Origin of the sequence: Arthrobacter sp. 2MCAF15 (genome assembly GCF_052115605.1) — a bacterium.
In the GTDB taxonomy this organism is placed as follows: Bacteria; Actinomycetota; Actinomycetes; order Actinomycetales; family Micrococcaceae; genus Arthrobacter.
Map to the genome: position 1 here is coordinate 191992 of NZ_JBFRGZ010000005.1, position 20427 is coordinate 212418.

A 20427-nucleotide genomic window follows, 5' to 3' on the forward strand; every position below is an offset into this window, starting at 1 on the left:
GCCGCCTGCCTTTACTCGCCGTCGATCACCCCTAGGCGCCTGCGTTGTATACGTCGAGTCCGAAGCGGTTGAGGCCAGGCGCCCCCGCGAAGCCCAAGTACGGCAGTCCAAAGGTCTCTTCGATGCTGCCCAACAGGCTGTAGTGGTTGTAGGGAGTGGTGGACCAGGTGCCGCCCCTGGTGAAGGGCGAGATCACCAATGCGCCGACGCGTCCTCCGCCCGGGCCGGTGATGCCAGGCGCGGGGGAGTTGGGCCCGGCTGTTTCGCCGCAGCAGGCGCTCGCGTCGGACTGTGGCCCGTCGGATTCGTCGAACGTGATCACCAGGACGCCGTCCTGCTTGAACGCCGGGGACGAGGTGATGGCCGGAACCCATTGTTTGAGCCACTCGTCCGCGCTCGCCAGACCGCCCGGTTGCCCGTCCACGCACGGGGCGTCGTGGCCGTCGTGGCAGAGGTTCGGGGTGATCATGGACAGGTTGGGGGTGGTGGCCGCCGAGGCGAGGTCAGTCTTCAGCGCAGCGAGGTCGACGACGTTTTTGGCGCAGTCCGGCGAGCCGGTGATCCCGGCAAAATAGACGAACGGGTTGTGGCGTGACGCGTATTGGTCACCCGGCTTGGCCTTCTGGGTGTCGTCCACAGCGCCGAGGGCCGGGTGGCGGCATGGAGTTCCCATGTCTTCCATATAGCCTTTCCACGTCTTGCCGGCTCCGGTCAGCTGTCCGGCGACCGTGGGCACGCTGGCCGGGAAGACACAGCCGTCACCGATGGCTTGGCCCTGGCTGGCCGTCCCGGTTCCGGCGAACGGCGAGTAGGTCTGGCAGTCGGCCTGCATTTGCGGGTTGGGACCCTGCCCGGAAATCTGGGCGACGTAGTTCGGCTGAGAATTGTGCGCCGTGCCGTAATACTGGTTCAGCAGCACTCCCTGGGACCGCAATGTTGTGGACAGATACGGCGCCGGAGAACCAGGGCCCCACGTGGAGTCGTAGCCCTTGTTTTCGAGATTGATCACAAAGACGTGCTGGGCGCCCGGGAGAAATCCCTGGCCGGCGGCCGGTGCCGCAGCCGCAGCGCCGGCGGCCGTGCCGGCCGTTGCGGCCACCGGGCCGGAGCCCAGGGTCGCGGCTGCCAGCAACACGAGGGTGGCCGAGGCGAGCCGCCGCAGGGTGCGGGACCTCGCTGGCCGGCGCGGGCCTGCCGGCGGGAAAACGGGCTTCGTGTGGGAGTCAGGGATCAAGGCAGTTTCCATCCGTCCGCGAGGGCTTTTTCTTTCAGTCCGGACCATTCCTCGGCGGGCGGCGGCCCGGCGGGCGTGCAGGCGGGCCCGGCTGCGAAGGGCGGAACCAAGTACTTGGGCGCACTGACGTTGGCCGGGGCCGCGAAGTCGAGGACCTCGGCGATGTTGCGTGCCGCCTGGTCCCGGGGCGTCAGCGGTGGCAGGTTCCACCGCCATTCGATGGCTTTCAAGACCGACGTGTGGTCGTAGACATCGTGGGCGACATACCGGCGTCGGGCGCGTGGGGAAATGACCACGGACGGCACCCGGAAGCCGCGCAAACCGGTCTCCGGGCTGGTGTCCGGAGCAGTTGCCGGCGGGACGTGGTCGTAGAAGCCGCCCCACTCGTCATAGTTGATGACCAGCATGGTGTTCGCCCACGCCGGGCTTGTGGTGACGGCGTCATAGACCTCGGCCAGGAAGAGCTCGCCGGACCGGATGTCCGCGTGGGGGTGGTCATCACCAGAGGTTCCCGAACCCTCGTCCGTGAAGCGGGGATCGACGAAAGACACGGCAGGGAGGTTCCCGGAGCCCGCGTCGGCGAGGAACTGAGAATAGTGGTGGGAGATGCCCACGTACTTGGATCCCCAGAGGGCGGTGAAGGGGATGTCGCCGTAGTAGTACTTGCCCTCCACACCGGCCTCGGCCAGCCGGTCCCAGATGGTGGGCAGGGTGCTGGTAACGGTGGAATTATGGGTGCGGTCCGTGGCGGCCGAGTGCTGGTAGAACCGGTTCGGGTACGTCTCTGCCATGGTGGCGGCAAAGTAGCGGTCGCAGACGGTCCAGTCCGGAGCGGCCTGCCGCCAGAAATCGAGGTCTGCGGCCTCGTAGTATCCGACGGCGAATTCGTCGTTTTCGCCGGCGCGGAGCCAGCCGTCGTTCTTGCCGTTGTTGTACTGGATCCGGCCGCCTTCGTAGGAATGGTCCGGGTCCGGGTGGCCGCAGCCCTGGTAGTCCGTGAGGTGGTGCGTGGTGTGCGGGATCCCGTACCGGTCCGTGTAGCTCAGTCCGGCTTGTTGGCCGTCGGCGCCGGGCAGCCAGCCCATGAAGTGGTCGAAGGAGCGGTTTTCCATCATCAGCACGATGATGTGGTCGATGCCGGATGCGGCAGCCGGGGGCAGGGCGGGCACCGCGGCCGCGGCGGACCGCAGGCTGATCCCGGCGGTGGCTGTGGCCGCTCCGGCGGCGGTCAGGAACGTGCGTCTGGAGAAGTTCACGCCCAGCAGTAGATCACGGCAAGGTTACGGTAAGCCTGCTTTCGATCCCGGGTTCACTGTTTGTTCACCGGGTGTTCTTGGGCGCCAAAACTGCCGCTGCCGCTAGCCAGCCGCTGGTGCCGAACCGTTTCCGGATGCCTCCTGGCCGTATTCGGCCGTGATCAGGATGGGAAGGTGGTCCGAGGCGCCGCGGGGGAGAGTCTCGACGCTTTCGATCTCCAACCCTTGGGAGGTGGCGAAATCGAAATGGCCCTTGAACACCTTGTACCGGGTGTAGGTCCGGCGGTCACTCATGGTGAGGTCGTAGCCGGCGTCCTTCATCTGCGCGGTCAGGGACTTGGTGAAGAACGGGTAGTTGAAGTCTCCCACCATCAGGGACATCAGGCCGCCGCCCATGCTGAGCAGCTCGGCGTGCGCGGCGTGGATCTGGTTGCGCCGCAGCGAATTCGACGCCGTCAGCGGTGCCGCATGGAAGGAGGCGATAACGAGTTCGTGGTCGGTCTCGTTGTCGGTCACACGCGTGCCGATGAGCCGCTCGTGCGCGGGGGCCAGGACACGGTCGTGGAGGGACTTCTTCAAGGCGAACGTCTGGGTGTCGTAGGCCGTGAAGCGGTCCTTGCGGTAGTAGATGGCCAGGCCAAGACGGTTCCCCCGGGTGGCGTCGGCCAGGTGCAGGTCGCCGATGGTGTCCGGCAGGTCCTCGGTATCGCACTCCTGGAGGCACAAAGCGTCAAGCTCGAAATCGCCGGCCAAATCGACCAGCTCACCGCTGGCCGCGTGCTTGCGGAGGTTGTAGCTGATGACTCGAATCAGGGGAGCACCTCTTCGGATGATAGTTGCGTACGCTCTGACCGAGTCTACCTAGTCCGGCTGTCCGATCACGGACTATTGACCCGGCGTCCGCCGCCGCGGTCGGGTTCTGCCGCCCGGCTGGGGCCCGCTGCTGGAGCGGGCGGTGGCGGGTGCTCGAGGCGATAGGGTGGTGGAATTCTCCGATGGAAGCTGCGAAAGGGCGGGCGTTGACTGCTGTACTACCGGAACTTGCCGAGGGCGATTTCTACTATGAAGTGCTAGGCGGCGGACGGTTCCGCTCCACCGTCCACGCCCAGGGTGCCTGGAACGAACACGAGCAGCACATGGCCCCCGCGTCCGGCCTCATGGCCGATTGCCTGGCCAGGCATGAACCCCGCGAAGACATGCGCATGGCGCGGCTCAGCTACGAAATCCTCGGGCTGATCCCCGGCGGCGAGTTCGAGGTCGTCTCCACCACGCTCCGCCCGGGCCGGACTATCGAGCTGGTCCAGGCCGAGCTCGTCGCGGCCGGCCGCACGGCCATCCGCGCCACGGCGTGGCGGATGATTACCTCGGACACCTCAGCCATCGCGGCCTTTGAGGATCCCCGGATCCCGGCGCCGGAGGACTGCGAACCGTACGAAGCCGCCAGTGTCTGGCCCGGCGGCTATATTGCCTCGCTGCAGATGCGGATGGCCGAGGGCCACCGGGCGGGCTCGGGAACGGTCTGGCTCCACACCGACCACCCGCTGACAGACCAGGCGGACAGCGGCGACCTCGCCCGGCTGGTCGGCCTGGTGGACACGGCCAACGGGATTGCCGCCCGCGTCCCGCCGGGCAAGGACAGCTACGCCTTCCCCAACCTGGACCTGCAGATCCACATGTACCGCCAGCCTGAGGGTGAATGGCTGGGGCTGGACAATGAAGTGTCCTTCGGCACCGACGGGATCGGGCTGACATCCACGGTGCTCCATGACCTCACCGGCCCGTTTGGCCGCGCGGAACAGATCCTGACACTGCGCAGATCCTAAGGCCGTGCAAGTCCTGGTTCGTGTGGCGGGACCTAGCTCGTATGGAAGACGAGCCAGCCGGCCAGGGTGGCCAGCGCCGTCAGCGCGGCACCCCAGAGGATGTCGACAACAATCAGTTGCCAGGGCCAGGTCTTAAGTGTGGCGGCATTCGTGAGGTCGTACGTGGCGTAGGCGAACACGCCCAGGGCGGCACCGTAGCCCGCGGCGCCCAGCCAGCTGCCGCCGTCGAGCGCTGGCCTCAGGGCAAAGAACACGATCCCGGCAATGTAGATCACGTAGAACACCACCGCGTACCCTAGATTGGGCCTGTCGGCCATCAGGTCACCGATCTGGCGGCGGTAGAACGGGCTCATCGTCTTGAGCCAGATGGCGTCGATGATGGCGAACGCGGCGGCTACGACGAGGAATTGCAGAATGACCATAAGGGAGCATAACAACATGCCGCAGGCGCCAGCCGGGTCCCGGACGCTGACGGTGGTGCGGCAGCGGGAATCGCTCGGTGCCGCCGCCGACCTCGACTTCGCGCTCGGGCTCCTCCAGAAGGTCAAGACCGGTTCGTTGGGCCCCACCCTGCGGCTGTACCGCCCGGTTCCCACGGTTGCCTTCGGGCAGCGCGACACGCACCTGCCCGGGTTCGACGCCGCCGCCCGGGCCTGCCGGGAACTCGGTTTCGAGCCGCTGGTCCGGAAGGCGGGCGGCCGGGCGGCGGCGTACCACGAGCGAACGCTCGTCATCGATCACCTGGAACCCGAGGCGGACGCCATCGCTGGGGCCAAGGGACGGTTTTCGCGCTTTGGCGAACTGCTCGCCGGGGCACTGCGCGACGCCGGCGTGGAGGCCGGCGTCGGTGAGATCCCGGGGGAATACTGCCCCGGTGAGTTCAGCGTGCACGGCAGCGACCCGCTGATCCCGGAGCGGCGGATCAAACTCGTCGGCACTGCCCAGCGGGTGGTTGCCGGCGGCTGGCTTTTCAGCTCCGTGATCGTGGTGGCGGACTCCGCCCCGATCCGCGCGGTCCTGGAGGCCAGTTACGCCGCCCTTGGCCTGGAATGGGATCCGGCGACGGCGGGCGCGGCCGATGACCTCGTGCCGGGCCTCGACGTCGACGCCGTTGAGGCCGCGGTGATCGCCGCGTACGGACGCTACGCCCCGCTCAGCTACGCGGAGTTCCCGAGCCTGCTTTAGGAAGGTCCGCAGCTTCCCCGGTCCACCGCCGGATAGATGGTCCACCGCGGGATAAATACCGGCATCGGGACTAATTCGGCAAATGGTGCAGTTATGCAGTTGGAACCCGGAACCGGTTCTGCACGGAACGCGCTGTTTGGGCGCCGACGGGAACGAGACCACGTGACGACAACGCCTGCCGAGGGAGTCGGCTTCCGCTCCAAACGCGGACCTGTCCTTATCGCCCTGATGCTTTCGACGGGCCTGGTCGCGATCGACGCGACGATTGTGGCGACGGCCGTGCCTTCGATTGTGCATGACATCGGCGGGTTCACGTCTTTCCCGTGGCTTTTCTCCGCCTACCTGTTGGCCCAGGCCGTCTCGGTACCCGTCTACGCGAAGCTCTCCGACACCATCGGCCGCAAGCCGATCATGCTCCTCGGCATCGGGCTGTTCCTGTTCGGCTCGGTCCTCTGCGGAGTCGCGTGGAGCATGCCGGCGCTCATCGCGTTCCGCGTGGTGCAGGGCCTGGGGGCGGGTGCGGTCCAGCCGATGGCCATCACCATCGCCGGCGATATCTACACGCTGGCGGAGCGGGCAAAAGTGCAGGGCTACCTGGCCAGTGTATGGGCGGTCTCCTCTGTGGTTGGCCCGACTCTCGGGGGCGTGTTTGCCTCACTCGGCATCTGGCGCGGCATTTTCCTCGTGAACATTCCGTTGTGCCTGGTGGCAGGGTGGATGCTGGTCCGGTCGTTCCACGAGGATATCGAGCCCGTGAAGCACCAGGTGGACTATCTGGGGGCGGGTCTGCTCACCACCTCACTGACCCTGCTCATCCTTGGGGCCCTCGAAGGCGGCCAGGCCTGGGCCTGGAACTCCGCGATCAGCACCGCAGTCTTCGCCGGCGGCGCCGTCTTGTTCGCCGCGTTCATCCTCGTCGAGCGAAGGGCGGCGGAGCCGGTCCTGCCGCCCTGGGTTGTGTCCCGGCGGTTGCTGGCGACGACGGCGATGATCGCCTTCGGCGTGGGAGCGGTCTTGCTTGGCCTGACCTCCTACGTTCCCACCTTCCTGGTAGGAGCCCTCTCGACCTCTCCGATCCTGGCCGGGCTCGCCCTGGCGGCACTGACGATCGGCTGGCCGATCAGCGCGTCCCAATCGGGCCGCCTGTATCTTCGGATCGGGTTCCGGAACACGGCCTTGATCGGCGTCACGATCACCGTCATCGGCACCGCCGTCCTTGCCCTCACCGCCTCCGCRCCCAACGTTGCGCTGGTTGCGGGCAGTTGCTTCATTGTCGGGCTTGGACTCGGGCTCGTTGCGACACCGACTCTCATCGCCGCCCAGTCGAGCGTCGAATGGAACGAGCGCGGCGTGGTCACCGGGACCAACCTTTTCGCCCGGTCGATCGGCAGTTCCATCGGAGTCGCCGTGTTCGGGGCGATTGCGAACGCGGTCTACGCCAGCTCCCCGCACGGTGATACGGATCCCCATACCATCGTGGCGGCCTCTTCCGCCGTGTTCCTGGCCGTCATGATCTGCGCCGTACTCACGGTCCTCGCCGTCGTCGCGATGCCCGCTACCAAGCCGGTCAAACAGGCCTACGCCGGCGCGCGAAAGTAATCCGAAAGTCCTGCTGAGGGGTCGGGAAGTCTCCGGCCCGTCATCACCGCCGGGAGAGGCCGCCCAGGTTGCGGTATTTTTCGAGGCGCCGGGGGAGCAGCTCGTTGACTTCGACGCCGGAGAGGGCGGCGAGTTCGTATTCGATGGCCCGGCTGAGGCGCCGGCAGAAGGCTTGCGCCTCGTCCGCGGCATCGGGGCGTTCGTCCACGATGTGCTCCACGAGTCCGTTGGCGTGCAGGGCTGCGACGTTGACGCCCTGGGCCTCGGACATGGCCGGGGCGAAGTCCGTGTTCCGGTGGACGATTGCGCTGGCGCCCTCGGGCGGCAGCGGCGAGAGCCAGGCGTGCTGGGCGGCGATGGTGCGATCCGCGGGCAGCAGGGCCAGTGCACCGCCGCCGGCGCCCTGTCCGAGCAGCACGGACACGGTCGGTGCGTTGAGGCCAATAAGGTCGTGCAGGGAGCGAGCGATCTCGCCGGCCAGGCCTCCTTCCTCGGCCTCCTGGGACAGGGCGGCTCCGGCGGTGTCGATGATCGTGACGAGCGGCAGCCCGAGTTCCGCGGCCAGGCGCATCCCCCGCCGGGCCTCGCGGAGGGATGCCGGCCCCATCGCCGTCTGCCCCACTACCGTGTGTCCTCTGCCCGTTGGCCGCGTCGGCCGGGGCCGGGTGTGGCCGATCACCACGCAGGACTCCTGGCCGAATCGGGCCAGGGCCAGATGCAGGCCAGGGTCCTTTTCGCCCTGGCCGGTGCCGTTGAGCGGCAGCACGTCCCGGGCGCCGTGAGCCAGCAGCTGCCGCACATCCGGCCGGCGCGGATTGCGGGAGATGCCGATCGATTCCCAGGCGGTGGCGCCGGACGGCTTCACAGACAGCGTCGCCGGAGCGGCGATCGGCGCGTGGGGCCGGGTGACCAGGATGCTCAAGGCGCGGTCGACGACGTCGGACAGTTGCGAGGGCGGGACCACCGCGTCGACCAGCCCTTTGTCGAAGAGGTTCTCGGCCGTCTGGACGTTCTCCGGAAACGGCGTTCCGTGGAGGGCCTCGTAGACCCGGGGACCGAGGAAACCAAGCAGGGCCCCGGGCTCGGCGGCCGTGATGTGGCCGAGGGACCCCCATGAGGCCATGACGCCTCCCGTGGTGGGATGCCGCAGGTAGACCAGGTAGGGCAGCCCGGCCCTCCGGTGGGTCCGGACCGCGGCGCTGATTTTGACCATGGAGAGAAACGCGATGGTTCCTTCCTGCATGCGGGTCCCGCCCGAGGCGGGTCCGGCGAGCAGGGGCAAGCCTTCGCGGGTGGCCCGTTCGACGGCGTTCACGATGCGTTCGGCCGCGGCCTGGCCGATGGAGCCGGCGAGGAACTGGAATTCGCTGATGATGACGGCCACCCGGCGTCCCCGGATGAGGCCTTCGCCGGTGAGGACGGATTCGTCCACGCCGGTCTTGGCCCGGGCTGCGGCCAGCTCCTGCCGGTACTCCGGGTCCGGGCCGGGGTCCGTGACAGGGGCGTCCCAGCTCCGGTAGGACCCGGGGTCCAGGACCGCGGTGATGAGTTCGGTGGCATCCAGGTGCCGGACCTTCTGCTCGGTCAGCATGCCGGGCGGCCTTCCTGGTACCGGCCGGCTTCCGCGCCGGCGCCGTTGGCCGTCGCCAGTCCAAGCCACGTCCGGATCTTTTCGCCGTGCTGGTCCAGCAGCGGTGGGGCGGTGTGCGAGGTCAGGGTCGTCTCGGTGGCCCCGGCGGGGCCGAAGAACCGCAGCGGGGGACCGGGCAGGCTCACGTTGCCGAGAGTCTTGTGCTCGACGTCGATCACCAGGCCCTGTGAATGGACCTGGTCCCAGGCGTAGACCTCGTCCAGGGTCCTGACCTTTCCCGCCGGGATGCCGGCGTCGTTGAGTTTGGCGAGCAGCGGCGCGGCCTCAAAGTCGGAGAACACCCGCTCCACTTCTTCGATGACTTTCTCGCGGTTCCGCACCCGGTCCGCATTGGTGGCGAACTCCGGCCGCTCGGCGTCAATCCCGAACGTGGCGGCGAACGTGCGCCAGAGTTTCTCGCTGCCCACGCTGATCTGGACCCGGCCCTGCCGGCAGTGGAACAGTCCGTAGGGGGCGATGGACGGGTGGTGGTTGCCCTGGGCGCGCGGAACCTCCCCGGCAACAGTGGCCCGGGTGCCCTGGAACGCGTGGACCCCGATCAGCGCCGCAAGCAATGAGGTGCGGACAATCTGGCCCTGCCCTGTGCGCTCACGCTGCAGCAGAGCGGCCAGGGTGCCGAACGCCCCGTACATGCCGGAGAGGAGGTCGGCGATGGGGACCCCGACCCGCTGCGGATCATCCGGCCCGGACCCTGTCATCGACATTAGGCCGGCCTCGCCCTGCAGAATCTGGTCATAGCCGCTGCGCCGGGACTCGGGCCCGTCGTGCCCGAACCCGGTGATGGACAGGACCACCAGCGCCGGATTCAGTTCATGCATCCGGGCTGCGGAGAAGCCGAGCCGGTCCAGGACCCCGGGACGGAAGTTCTCGATGAGCACATCGGCGCGTTCCAGCAGTTCCCGCAGAACTCCCCGCCCGTCGTCGCTCTTCAAGTCCAGCACAATGGATTCCTTGTTGCGGTTGCAGGACAGGAAGTACGTGGCCTGGGGATCGTCCTCGGGGCCCACGAACGGCGGGCCCCAGCCGCGGGTGTCGTCTCCAGTGCCGGGGTTCTCCACCTTGATCACCCGGGCGCCGAGGTCGGCCAGCATCATCCCGGCATGCGGGCCGGCGAGGGCACGGCTCAGGTCCACCACGAGGTAGCCGGTCAGCGGGCCTTCGACGTCGGGCGTGGGTTTTGTGCTCATGGGGCTGATCCTTCTCTGGCTGGTCTTTGCGGGAGTGCGCGGTGTGGCTTGGGTGTGCTGGCGCGGTTGGTGGGTGTGCCGGTCACATCCAGCTATTCCTCCGCATCGAAGTCGATGAGTAGCTGGCTTAGTGGCCTAGCCTCCTAGACACTCGGTGTCTTTGTCAATAGTTCTCCGGTAGTCTTAGGGGTCAGGACAGGCTGGAAGGACGCGCATGGCAAAGCAGGCGGCAACGCATCAGATTTCCCGCGTTTCGCGGCCCCGGCTCTATGAACAGCTGGTGGAGCAGATCATGGACTTCATCGAGTCCGCCGAGCTGGGTCCCGGCGACACGCTGCCGGCTGAACGGGAACTTGCCGAGCGGCTGGGGGTTTCGCGGGCAACCCTGGCGCAAGCTTTGGTGGCCCTCGAAGTGCTCGGCGTGATCGATGTCCAGCACGGCACCGGAGCGGTGCTGGTCTATCGCCCCAACGTTCCGTCAGTGATCAAGGGACTCCGCGAGCACCGCAGCCGTTTGCCGGAGATTGTTGAAGCGCGGAGCACACTAGAGGTCAAGCTCGCCGAGCTGGCCGCGGCCCGGCGCACCGGGCGCGACATGAACGCCATCGATCGCGCGCTCGACGAGATGGCGGCCGAGGTGGCCTCCGGAGAGCGGGGTGCGCGCGGCGACGAGCTGTTCCACCAGGCTGTCACGGCCGCGGCGCACTCGGCAGTCCTGGCGCAGCTGATGACATTCATTGCCGGCATGGTCCTGGAAACGCGGCTCGAATCCCTCGGGCAGCCGGGCCGTCCGGAGCAGTCGCTGGCCTCCCACCGCAAAATTGCTGAGGCGATCCGGGCCCAGGATTCGGCGGCCGCTGCGGCGGCGATGCTGGAACACATTGACCTTGTCTCCGACGTTGCCCTGCTGAAAAACAGCTGAACGGGCATGAACGTGGACCTTTCCTTCGAACCGCCGTGTGGCCCTGTCGCCGGGTGGCGCGACGGCGCCGTCGTGCGTGCCACCGGCATTCCGTATGCCACCGCGGAACGGTTTGAGCCGCCTGCGCCGGCATCCGACTGGTCCGAGGTGCTCGCGGCGACCTCCCTGTCCCCGGCGTGCCCGCAGGCCCCCGTGCCCTTCCTGGACGACGTGCTCGGCACCCGCTACGGAGAACTCCCCGGCGACGAGCACTGCCAGCGCCTCTCGATCACCCTGCCCGCCGACCTCGACGACGGTGAGCGGCTGCCCGTGATGGTGTGGCTGCACGGCGGGTCCTACACCTCGGGTTCCGGGGATCTGGCGATTTTCGATCCGGCGGCGCTGGTTGCCGAGACCCGCGTCATTGTTGTCTCGGTGACCTACCGGCTGGGCCTGTTCGGATACCTGTCCACCAGCAGCGGCAGGCCCGCCAACCTGGGCCTGCTGGACCAGCTCGAGGCGCTCCGCTGGGTGCAGCGCAACATCGGATCGTTTGGCGGCGACCCGGGCAGGGTCACCGCTTTCGGGCAATCCGCCGGGGGCGACGCCGTGGCGCACCTCATGGCAACGCCGGATGCGGCGTCGCTCTTCCAGCGGGCCATCATTCAAAGTGCCCCACTGGGCATTACCCGGGGGCGGGAAAAGATGAACGCCGCCATGGGCGCCGCAGCGGAGGTGGTCACCGAGGCCACCCCGGCGATGGACGTCGTTGCCCTCGAGGAGGACGTCGCGCGGGCGGCCCGGAGGTTCGGGCTGATTGCTGCCATGCCGTTCGGGATCCAGTACGGGCATTCACCGCTGCCCAAGGAATCCGAGCTGGACGGTGCCTGGAATGCCACTGCCCCCGGGATCGACATCCTGATCGGCCATACGGCGGAGGAGGCCCGGCTGTTCCTGCCCCGAAGCCCGCAGCTGAGCCGCGTGGCGAGGATTCCCGTCGTCGGCAGCGCAGTGCTCAAAGCGGTGACGTGGGTGGTCACGGAACTGGTGTACGGCAAAGCAACAAGACAGTTTGCCAAACGGCATGTGCGCGCGGGAGGACGGGCCCACCGCTACGTGCTGTCCTGGCGCGCACCGGGAAATCTCTACGGCGCAGCGCACACCGTTGACCTGCCCCTGCTGTTCGGCGACCAGGGCACCTGGCGGGGCGCCGGGCTTCTTGATGGCGCCACCTGGGACGACATCCATGCCGACGGCCGGGCGATGCGGGCACTCTGGGCGAAGTTCGCGCGCGGGGAAAGCCTGGGCACCCGAGGCGAGATTCCCGGCTCACTCCGGTACCACTCGGTCTGAACCCCCCGGGCGCCCTCGCCGTGGTTCCCGGCCGCGGGAAGCACTGTTGAGGCAGGTACCGGCAGGGCCTCCCACCAGGAGACGACGCCTCATAGGGTTGCTGTATGGACAATCGGAAAGAAGCCAGCGAGTTCCTGGCCTCGCGCCGCGCGCGGGTCAGCCCAGAGCATGCGGGCCTGCCTGCCTACGGTGGAAACCGGCGCGTTCCCGGTCTTCGCCGGGAAGAAGTTGCCCTCCTCGCCGGCGTCAGCATCGATTACTACATCCGGCTCGAGCGTGGAAACCTGGGGGGAGTCTCCGACAGCGTGCTCGACGCCGTCGCCCGTGCGCTGCAGTTGGATGAACCGGAGCGCGCGCACTTGTTCGACCTTGCCAGGGCCGCCGGGCCCGCGCCGCGGCCCCGGCGCCCCATGCAGCAGCAGGTCCGGCCGACCGTGCAGAGGATCCTCGACTCCATGAGCGATGCGCCGGCCTATGTGCGCAACGGTCGCCGGGACATACTTGGCGCCAACCGGCTGGGCCATGCGCTGTATTCCGAGCTCTATGCCGATCCGGTCCGGCCCGTGAACGTGGCCAGGTTCGTCTTCCTGAATCCGCGTGCCCGCGACTTCTTCCTCGACTGGGAGCGTGCCGCCGGCGATCTCGTGGCCAATCTGCGCACCGAAGCGGGCCGGAATCCCTATGACCGCGCCCTGACGGACCTGGTGGGAGAACTCTCGGTGCATAGCGGGGAGTTCCGCGCCCTGTGGGCCTCGCACAACGTGCGCTTTCACCAGACCGGGCTCAAGGACATCCACCATCCCGTGGTGGGAGACCTTCATCTGGCGTTTGAGGCGATGGACCTGCCGGCCGATACCGGGCTCTCCCTCATTGTCTACAGTGCCGAGCCGGGTTCGGCCTCGGCGGACGCACTGAAAATGCTCGAGAGCTGGACAGCCACCAACAGTGTCGATATACCGGTTTCCGCCGTAGCAGCACAGGCCCCGGCACCGGCCCCGCATCGGGACAATTCCCGCTGAGCCATCGACGGCGCGGTTTCCCGGCCGCCTAGAACACAACGGCCGCGATCACCCAGAGGATTGCGATGACCCCGATCGCGATCAGCGGGCGGTTCCATGTGGATGCTACTGTGCTGTCGGCTGCCACTGTGCTGTCGGAAGTCACTGTGCTGCCGGATGTCACTGTGCTGCCGGAGGAGGGTAAACCGGCCGCGCGGGCATCTTGCCACGCCTGCGCGATCTCGTCACGGCCGCTGGGCGGCACAGGCTGGCTTATGCGTTCATTGCTCGGGAGGATGCTGAAGGGCCGGCTCTTCAGGTCGCTGACATGCCCAAGACCGGACTCGAACGAGCCCGGCGGAGTAGGGGCGCCCCAGCTCACGTACTTCCTGCCCGCGGTCCTGACCACGACCGCGTAGCCGATCTCGATGTCCACGACGGCATTGAAGGGTATCCGGTGGTCGCGGAGTCCGTTGATCAGTTCGAACCCGTCGCTGTCCGCACGGAGGCACGGCCGCCACTGGGCTGCGTAGACGAACCAGGACCCCAGAGCCAGCCACGGGGTGGCCTCCAGGGCCGCCCCGGATTCTCCGCTGGCCGTCAGCCAGCACAGGGTGCCGGCCGCCGCGGCCCAGGCGGTTGCGGCGACAGGGCGGCCCGACGGCGAGCGGTACGTTTTGACCTGCCGCGTCGAACGCCGCACGGACGCTGAGCGGCCCGACCGCGGCTGATGCTGCTTCTCCTGTGTTGCTTTCAATGGTCCCCCTCCATTGCCCGCGTCGTCGTCGGGATGAGTGCAATCTACCGCATGCGCTGTTCGACCCGGCGGTCAAAGCCGCCGGCTGTGGCCGGGGCTCGGGACCAGTCGAACATGCGGGCGAACTGAAACTATCGCCGCAGGTCTGCCGCTTCAAGGGCCGCGGTCTCCGCTCGAAGTTGGGCGATCCGCAATTTCAGAAACGTGTTCAGCCGGAACACCGTACGTGCCAGAACAAATATCACTGCGGCGGGAAAAGCCCAGTAAAGAATTGCAGCGAGCAGGCCAATATCCAATTTCAAACCCCCAATGTCAATGCCGCGTTCGCGACTCTGCGAAGCATAGATGCTTCAGTGAACATTGACATAGTCAACTAAAACCTTGAGGCGGTTGCCCCTTGCGCCCGCAGAGGTCATGACTTCGCCGATGTGTTCACTTGGTGGCCCGCCATTCATTGAAACGTGAGCCGAACAGGGAGGGCCCGTCATTACCTGTATCAACAGCAACTCCCACATATACCGAATCTGCGGTTATCTATCTAAGTAGCGCCCCGCTTCTGAGCAGGTCCTCGTCCGCCCGTAACGTACGCCACCGTGCCAGAACCCTGGCATCCCACGAAAGGAACACGCTCATGGCTACATGGCTCATCACAGGATGCTCGACCGGGCTCGGCCGGGCACTCGCCCAGGCAGTGCTCGGCCGCGGCCACAACGCCGTCGTCACGGCACGAGATGTCACTACTCTGCAGGACATCGCTACCGGTTTCCCGGACACGGCTCTGGCCCTCCCGCTCGACGTCACCGACCGGGCACAGATCGACTCGGCGGTCCAGCAGGCCCGGACGCGCTTCGGCGGCGTCGACGTGCTGGTCAACAATGCCGGCTACGGCTACCGGGCCGCCGTTGAGGAAGCGGACGACGCCGACATCCGGCAACTGTTCGACACCAACGTGTTCGGTGCCGTCGACATGATCAAGGCGGTCCTCCCGGACATGCGCGCCAACAGGGCCGGGTCCATCCTGAACATCTCCTCCATCGGAGCACGTATCTCACCTGCAGGATCCGGATACTACTCGGCAACCAAGGCGGCCCTGGAGGGCCTGTCCGGATCCCTCCAGAAGGAACTGAAGCCGCTCGGCATCCACGTCACCGTCATCGAGCCCGGGGCCTTCCGCACGGACTTCGCCGGCCGCTCACTCACCCAGTCGGCGACGGCGATCGCGGACTACGCGGAGACCGCCGGGAAGCGGCGGAAAGAGAACGACACGGTCCACGGCACCCAGCCGGGCGACCCTGCCAAGGCCGCGGAGGCCATCCTGGCGATCGTCGAAAGCGAGAACCCGCCGTCGCTGGTGGTGCTCGGCAAAGACGCTTTCGACGCCTTCGCCGCCGTCGCCCAGGCGCAGCGCACGGAACTGGACCAATGGCGGGACCTCAGCCTGGGCACCGGCATGGCGGGCTGAACAATCGAGTCCGGCCAGCCGCTGGATTTGGTGTGGAGCTGCGCGGACCCTGTCTTTAGCCGAATTCAGGGTCCGCGCTTGAAGGTTAACGGTGCGTTGACAGTGTGAGGCGATGGCTAACGAAATCCCTCGGAGCCCAAATTTGAACACATTATCCCCCAAATAATAGTTTCTGATCAGATGTAGTAAATAGTTATCCAATATGTTGTTGTGGCGTCGAGCTCAAGCCGTAGTTCATTCCGGACAGTCGGCGAATCGATAGGAAAATCTGCGGATGCGATATTCGCCAGCGAGCAGGGCGCATCGGCATGAGAAGGCGTTTCCTGTTTCAGAGAGACCTGCCAACTGCTGTCACCCGTGCAGTTAATGGAGAAGCCGATGCGCTTCTTCCCTGGCGGAATTGCCGGAATGGAAAATATCTGCCCTCCTGATCCGGAGCTCGTGGATTGCACTACCGCATCCTTGATGTTCGTCCTAAGGTTGCTCTGCTGACGTGCCAGCACATCGTCAGCATTCACAGTCGATGACGAAGTGCCCGTCGGGCTCGGCGCTGGACTAGGGCTCAAATCCGGAGTGGGTTGAACAGTGCACCCGCTGAGTGCAGATGCCGCAAATAACAATCCAACAATCAGTAACTTCGCTTGATTAATTGACCCCATCGCCTGAGAGTAACCGGAGAAGCGTATTTGACCAGATCTGTCACGGGTGATGACATTTTGTCATAATTGGGCCGTGTGGCAATTTACTCGTCCGGGACGGGCAGGGCTGCGTGCCTACCGCGCTGGAGGATTCGGTCGTAGTGTGATGGCCAAGTGTCGTAGCGGCCAGCCGGGCCCTGCAGCGGCGGAGGGGGTGTCGTGGAGGAATCGCCTCAGCTGCGCCGGCGTCCGGGATGGCCCTGGGCGGGGGCCATTCTGCTGGTGGTCGCCGTCGACGCCTTGCTAATCGGCTTTCGGACAGGCGAGTGCATCGACTATGCGCCGGAATCTGGTGCAGTCAGCGCTTGTTCCACCGGCCCGCTCCTTGGGCTGGAAGGCACATGGCTCCTAGCCGCGGTCAGTGTCCTTCTCATCGCTTACCTTGCGCGCCGCCTCTGGCGCGCCGCACGGCGCCCGTGACCCTGGTTGATAGATTCGGGCACATGACCCCTCCGGATATCAGTGTCAGGGCCGCGACCGACCTCGACGCCGCACGGCTGGCCGAGGTCCACATTGCAGCATGGCGGGCTACCTACCGCGGCGTCATGACCGACGATTACCTTGACGGGCTCGACATCGGACGGGCAGCGAAGGCGTGGCGCCGAAACATCCTGGAGCCCCGGGACGGGACTCTCCACCTCGTCGTCCAAACCGGCAAGGTGGTTACGGGCTTCGCCATCCTCGGTCCCGCCACGGGCGACGCGGACGCCGGAACCGGCCAGCTCCACGCGATCATTGTGCATCCGGACTGGTGGGCACGGGGCGCAGGCTCCGTCCTGTTTGCGGCTGCCGAGCAGAAGTTCATCGAACTCGGCTACGACCGTGCCTGTCTCTGGGTGGCGGCTGGCAACAATCGAGCCATCAGCTTCTACAACAAGCGCGGCTGGCTCGACGACGGAGCGACCCTGGAAGACCCCCGATTCGATCCGCCAGTATCGGAGAACCGCCACAGCCGGATCTTCCCTGACTCGTGGTTGCCAAGGGACTGACCGGCCTCATCCGCCCGTCCAGCGCCGCAGCGTGCTGTTGAGCAGTCCCACCAGAACGCTGGTCCACCAGCAGGCTTGCGAGACACACAGGGCGGCGAGCAAGCGTGCCCGCAACCCGGCCGCCATTGCGGTAAACAGCGTTGCCGGCGGCAGCAGGTGCAGTTGCTTCATGGTCCGGGTCAGGACCAGTCCGTTGAGCATGAGCACCAGGATGCTCACAAGTTTGATTTGGGTCGGAGGGCTGGACAGGTCCGGGTGCAGCAGCGCCCCGGAGATGAGCAGGATCGCCAGCCCGCCCCAGATCAGCGGCTGCGCGGCGGAATCGAGCCGCCGGGTGTCGTGGACGTCGCGGCGGCCCAGCAGCCACAGCAGGCCGACCCAGTCGAGCACCAGGATGGCCCCGAAGGACAGCACAAGGGCCAGGATGTGGGCGGCGAGGGCAATCCGGTGGACAACCACCCCGGGGTCGAGGAACCCGCCCACCAGCACGGATGCCAGCCACGCCGCCGAGCACCCCACCCCCAGGAGCACGAGTTTCAGGGCGGGCTTTCCGCTCGGGCTGGCGGGCTTGACGATGCCGGGTCCCGGCAGTTCCGTGCCATTGGGTTCCGTGCTGTCAGGTACACCTGTTCCGTCAGCGCCCGGCGTCCGCCCGGCATCGGTGAGGGCTGCCGTCACGTGAAGAGCCCCTCGCCGATGAAGCCTCCCGCCGCGGTTCCCGGGGGAACCGCGAACAGGCCCGAACCGGTGTGCTTGAGGTATTCCAGGGCCAGGGTGTCTTCCTTCGCCATGGCCAGCTGCATGGGCACGTAGTGGGTCCGGGGGTCAGTGACAAAGGCGATGAAGAACAGGCCGGCGTCGAGGTGTCCCAGGCCGTCCGATCCGTCAGTGTAGTTGTACCCGCGCCGGAGCATCTTGACGCCGTCGTTCCGGCTCGAGTGCGCGAGGCGGACGTGGGCGTCCAGCGGGATCAGCGGTTCGCCGCCGCTGCCGGTGATGTCGAAGTTGGGGGTGGTGAATTCCTCGCCCCCGGAGAGCGGTGCGCCCGAGCCCTTGGTCCGGCCGATCAGGCCTTCCTGTTCGCGCAGTGAGGTCCGGTCCCAGATTTCGATGTGCATCCGGATCCGGCGCGCCACGAGGTAGGTGCCGCCGGCCATCCAGGCTTCTCCCGGGCGGGTTCCCGGGCCGGCCCAGACGTGCTCGTCCAGCAGGGCGGCCTCCTCGGCTTTGAGGTTGCTCGTGCCGTCCTTGAACCCGAAGAGGTTCCGCGGCGTGGTCTGGGACCGGGACGTGGAGGAGGTCCGGCCGAACCCCAGCTGCGACCAGCGGACGCGTGTTTGCCCGAACCCGATCCGCGCCAGGTTCCGGATCGCATGGACAGCCACCTGCGGGTCGTCGGCGCAGGCCTGGACCACTATGTCGCCGCCGGTGCGCCCCGGTTGGAGATCATCGCCGGGGAAGTGCGGCAGGTCGATCAGGGCGTCCGGGCGCCGGCCATCCAGGCCGAAGCGGGCCTTGCCGTCCTTCTCAAACAGGCCCGGGCCAAACCCAAAGGTGAGGGTGAGCTTTCCGGCCCCAAGGTCCAGCGTCTCGCCCGTGTCCTCCGGCGGCGCATCGTAGGGGCCGTCGACGGCGCCGCTGCTGCCCGTGCCGCGCCCAGCGGTCATCGCCGCGGCGGCCGCGGTCCAGTCCTTCAGAAGTCGGATGAGCTCCGCGCGGTCCTCCGTGACGACGTCGAAGGCCGCAATGTGAAGGCGGTCCTGGGCCGGCGTGACGATGCCGGCCTGGCGGTCGCCGTGGAAGGCGATGATGTCCTCCGCTGCCTGTGGAGGTGCCGCTGCCGCTACGGCGTCGTGGCCGAGGAAACCGGCCGCCAGGCCGGCGACGGCGCCCGCGCCGCCGGCGCCGGCGAGGGACAGGAGCCAGCGGCGGGACAGCCCACGGTTGGCCGAGCCGCCGGCGGCCGGCGGTCCTGCGGCAGCTGCGGGCTCCGGTGCGCCGCCGTCGGGAGTGTGCCCGGGGCTGCCGCTGAAGGGGCAGCCGCTCACAGGACTACCGCGGACGTGAGCTTGGCGAGCGGCTCGCCCAGGGCATCCACCAGGGAAGCGAGCTGCTGGACCTGGGCCTGGCTGAGCTCGTTGTAGTAGGCGAAGCCGTCGCCGGCGGAGTGCTGCTTGAGCCCGGTCTGCAAGGCCGCGAACTTTGCCTCCAAGGTGTCGGCCAAGGCCGGGTCCTTGCGCTGCAGCACGGGTTTCAGGCTCTCGAAGGCGATCCGGGCTCCGTCAACATTGGCCTGGAAGTCCCAGAGATCGGTGTGGGACCAGATTTCTTCCTCACCGGTGACTTTGCCGGTGGCCACTTCGTCCAGGAGTTCCTTGGCGCCGTTGCCGATCTTGTCTGCGGTGAGTTCCACCGTGCGGGTCCGCTGGGCCAGGTCTTCGGTGTCCGCAACGAGCTGTTTAGCCAGGCCGGCGCGTTCCGCCACAGTCAGGGGAGTGTAGCCGGCGGGCGGGAACAGGTCCTTTTCGGCCCGGTGCCAGCCCGTCCAGGCCTGGCCCGGTTTCAGGTCGGCTTGGCGGGCATCGAGCTTGGGGTCTAGGTCCCCGAAGGACTCGGCTACCGGCTCAATGCGTTCCCAGTGCATGCGGGTTGCGGCGTAGAGTCCGCGGGCCTTCTCCAGGTCTCCGGCAGCGTAGGCCTCCRCGAACGCCTTCGTTCCGTCCACCAGCTGATTGGTCTGGTCCTTCACGTACGCGGTGTATTGCCGCGTGCCTGTGTCCGCGAGCTCCTGCAGGCCGGCGTCGACGGCGGGATTCGTCCCGGAGTCCGTGACGCTGAAGCCTGCGCGGATTCCGTCGCCCTGCGTTCCGGGCTTGCAGGCCGTGGTGTACTTGCCGGCGGCCGCCGTGACCACCAGGTTGCGGCTCAGGCCGGGACCGATGTTCTCGACTTCGCCGATGACCCGCAGCCCGTCTTCGGCCAGGAGGTAGAAGTCTGTGGCCTGTGATCCATCGTTCTTGACAGCGAAGGTCAGGTTGCCGCTGGGGACCTGGCCGGTGGAGACCTTGCATTCCGTCTGGGTGCTGGTGACCTGGATCGTCCCGTCCGCTGCGGCCGCAGTTTTTGCGTTGTCCATGCAGCCGGTCAGGGCCAGCGGAGCCGCGGTTGCCGCAGCAACCAAGGCGAGCATCTTCCGGAACCGCGGAGTGTTTTTGGGCAGAGTGTCTTTGGGCGGGGTGTTTTTGGGCAGGGTGATACTGGGCATGGGGGAGTCCTTCGGGTCGGTGGGGGCGGTGCCGTGGCGCGGTGGACTTCCCCAACGACGCCGTTGAGG

Annotated in this window: 20 protein-coding genes; 8 read left to right on the forward strand and 12 right to left on the reverse strand. The window is 67.1% G+C overall.

Annotated features, from left to right (window positions below):
• Positions 1-31 precede the first annotated feature (31 nt).
• From AB4089_RS08525 to AB4089_RS08535, 3 genes are all read right to left on the reverse strand, one after another.
• A complete protein-coding gene (locus AB4089_RS08525; protein ID WP_441408849.1) occupies positions 32-1234 on the reverse strand; it encodes an alkaline phosphatase family protein in 1203 nt (400 codons plus the stop codon).
• A complete protein-coding gene (locus tag AB4089_RS08530; protein WP_441408850.1) occupies positions 1231-2490 on the reverse strand; it encodes an alkaline phosphatase family protein in 1260 nt (419 codons plus the stop codon). Before AB4089_RS08530 ends, AB4089_RS08525 begins: the two co-directional genes overlap by 4 nt.
• Before the next feature lie 102 nt (positions 2491-2592).
• The gene (locus tag AB4089_RS08535; RefSeq protein WP_441408885.1) at positions 2593-3300 is read right to left on the reverse strand and encodes an endonuclease/exonuclease/phosphatase family protein; all 708 of its coding nucleotides are present in this window, start codon (positions 3298-3300) and stop codon (positions 2593-2595) included.
• Positions 3301-3509: 209 nt separating this feature from the next.
• Here AB4089_RS08535 and AB4089_RS08540 point away from each other — a divergent pair, with 209 nt between their 5' ends.
• Positions 3510-4313 (forward strand): thioesterase family protein, encoded by an 804-nt coding sequence (locus AB4089_RS08540; protein ID WP_441408851.1) that lies wholly within the window; start codon positions 3510-3512, stop codon positions 4311-4313.
• A 32-nt stretch (positions 4314-4345) separates the two neighbouring features.
• Here AB4089_RS08540 and AB4089_RS08545 read toward each other — a convergent pair whose 3' ends face one another.
• The gene (locus AB4089_RS08545; RefSeq protein ID WP_441408852.1) at positions 4346-4735 is read right to left on the reverse strand and encodes a DUF2177 family protein; all 390 of its coding nucleotides are present in this window, start codon (positions 4733-4735) and stop codon (positions 4346-4348) included.
• A 16-nt stretch (positions 4736-4751) separates the two neighbouring features.
• Between AB4089_RS08545 and AB4089_RS08550 the strand changes: the two genes are divergently transcribed.
• Both AB4089_RS08550 and AB4089_RS08555 read left to right on the forward strand, forming a co-directional pair.
• Complete coding sequence (locus AB4089_RS08550; RefSeq protein WP_441408853.1) at positions 4752-5498, forward strand: lipoate--protein ligase family protein; 747 nt, start codon at positions 4752-4754, stop codon at positions 5496-5498.
• A 162-nt stretch (positions 5499-5660) separates the two neighbouring features.
• Positions 5661-7097, forward strand: a complete 1437-nt coding sequence (locus AB4089_RS08555) for an MFS transporter (protein WP_441408854.1) — start codon at positions 5661-5663, stop codon at positions 7095-7097.
• Between the two features lie 43 nt (positions 7098-7140).
• On the opposite strand, the gene AB4089_RS08560 is transcribed toward AB4089_RS08555, so the two are convergent.
• Together AB4089_RS08560 and AB4089_RS08565 are read right to left on the reverse strand one after the other, a co-directional pair.
• Complete coding sequence (locus tag AB4089_RS08560; protein WP_441408855.1) at positions 7141-8688, reverse strand: carboxyl transferase domain-containing protein; 1548 nt, start codon at positions 8686-8688, stop codon at positions 7141-7143.
• Positions 8682-9935, reverse strand: a complete 1254-nt coding sequence (locus AB4089_RS08565) for a CaiB/BaiF CoA transferase family protein (protein ID WP_441408856.1) — start codon at positions 9933-9935, stop codon at positions 8682-8684. The genes AB4089_RS08560 and AB4089_RS08565 overlap by 7 nt, the downstream gene beginning before the upstream one ends.
• Before the next feature lie 214 nt (positions 9936-10149).
• Here AB4089_RS08565 and AB4089_RS08570 point away from each other — a divergent pair, with 214 nt between their 5' ends.
• The 3 genes from AB4089_RS08570 (at position 10150) to AB4089_RS08580 (ending at position 13208) form a co-directional block, all read left to right on the forward strand.
• On the forward strand, positions 10150-10857 hold the full coding sequence (locus AB4089_RS08570) for a FadR/GntR family transcriptional regulator (RefSeq protein WP_441408857.1): 708 nt from the start codon (positions 10150-10152) through the stop codon (positions 10855-10857).
• A 6-nt stretch (positions 10858-10863) separates the two neighbouring features.
• A complete protein-coding gene (locus AB4089_RS08575) occupies positions 10864-12189 on the forward strand; it encodes a carboxylesterase family protein (RefSeq protein WP_441408858.1) in 1326 nt (441 codons plus the stop codon).
• 104 nt (positions 12190-12293) lie between these two features.
• A complete protein-coding gene (locus AB4089_RS08580) occupies positions 12294-13208 on the forward strand; it encodes a helix-turn-helix transcriptional regulator (protein ID WP_441408859.1) in 915 nt (304 codons plus the stop codon).
• A gap of 28 nt (positions 13209-13236) precedes the next feature.
• On the opposite strand, the gene AB4089_RS08585 is transcribed toward AB4089_RS08580, so the two are convergent.
• Positions 13237-13944, reverse strand: a complete 708-nt coding sequence (locus tag AB4089_RS08585; protein ID WP_441408860.1) for a hypothetical protein — start codon at positions 13942-13944, stop codon at positions 13237-13239.
• Positions 13945-14075: 131 nt separating this feature from the next.
• Complete coding sequence (locus AB4089_RS08590; protein ID WP_441408861.1) at positions 14076-14246, reverse strand: hypothetical protein; 171 nt, start codon at positions 14244-14246, stop codon at positions 14076-14078.
• A 329-nt stretch (positions 14247-14575) separates the two neighbouring features.
• Here AB4089_RS08590 and AB4089_RS08595 point away from each other — a divergent pair, with 329 nt between their 5' ends.
• Positions 14576-15406 (forward strand): oxidoreductase, encoded by an 831-nt coding sequence (locus tag AB4089_RS08595; RefSeq protein WP_441408862.1) that lies wholly within the window; start codon positions 14576-14578, stop codon positions 15404-15406.
• Positions 15407-15582: 176 nt separating this feature from the next.
• On the opposite strand, the gene AB4089_RS08600 is transcribed toward AB4089_RS08595, so the two are convergent.
• The gene (locus AB4089_RS08600) at positions 15583-15924 is read right to left on the reverse strand and encodes a hypothetical protein (RefSeq protein ID WP_441408863.1); all 342 of its coding nucleotides are present in this window, start codon (positions 15922-15924) and stop codon (positions 15583-15585) included.
• A gap of 623 nt (positions 15925-16547) precedes the next feature.
• Here AB4089_RS08600 and AB4089_RS08605 point away from each other — a divergent pair.
• Positions 16548-17093: a GNAT family N-acetyltransferase gene (locus AB4089_RS08605; RefSeq protein WP_441408864.1), complete on the forward strand. Its 546-nt coding sequence runs from the start codon at positions 16548-16550 to the stop codon at positions 17091-17093.
• A gap of 6 nt (positions 17094-17099) precedes the next feature.
• Here the strand turns inward: AB4089_RS08605 and AB4089_RS08610 are convergent, their stop codons facing one another.
• From AB4089_RS08610 to efeO, 3 genes are read right to left on the reverse strand one after another with little or no spacing between them, the layout of a single operon-like run.
• On the reverse strand, positions 17100-17771 hold the full coding sequence (locus AB4089_RS08610) for a hypothetical protein (protein WP_441408865.1): 672 nt from the start codon (positions 17769-17771) through the stop codon (positions 17100-17102).
• Positions 17768-19141, reverse strand: coding sequence for an iron uptake transporter deferrochelatase/peroxidase subunit (gene efeB, locus AB4089_RS08615; protein WP_441408866.1), 1374 nt, complete (start codon positions 19139-19141; stop codon positions 17768-17770). Before efeB ends, AB4089_RS08610 begins: the two co-directional genes overlap by 4 nt.
• Positions 19138-20358, reverse strand: coding sequence for an iron uptake system protein EfeO (gene efeO, locus AB4089_RS08620; protein ID WP_441408867.1), 1221 nt, complete (start codon positions 20356-20358; stop codon positions 19138-19140). The genes efeB and efeO overlap by 4 nt, the downstream gene beginning before the upstream one ends.
• Positions 20359-20427: the final 69 nt, after the last annotated feature.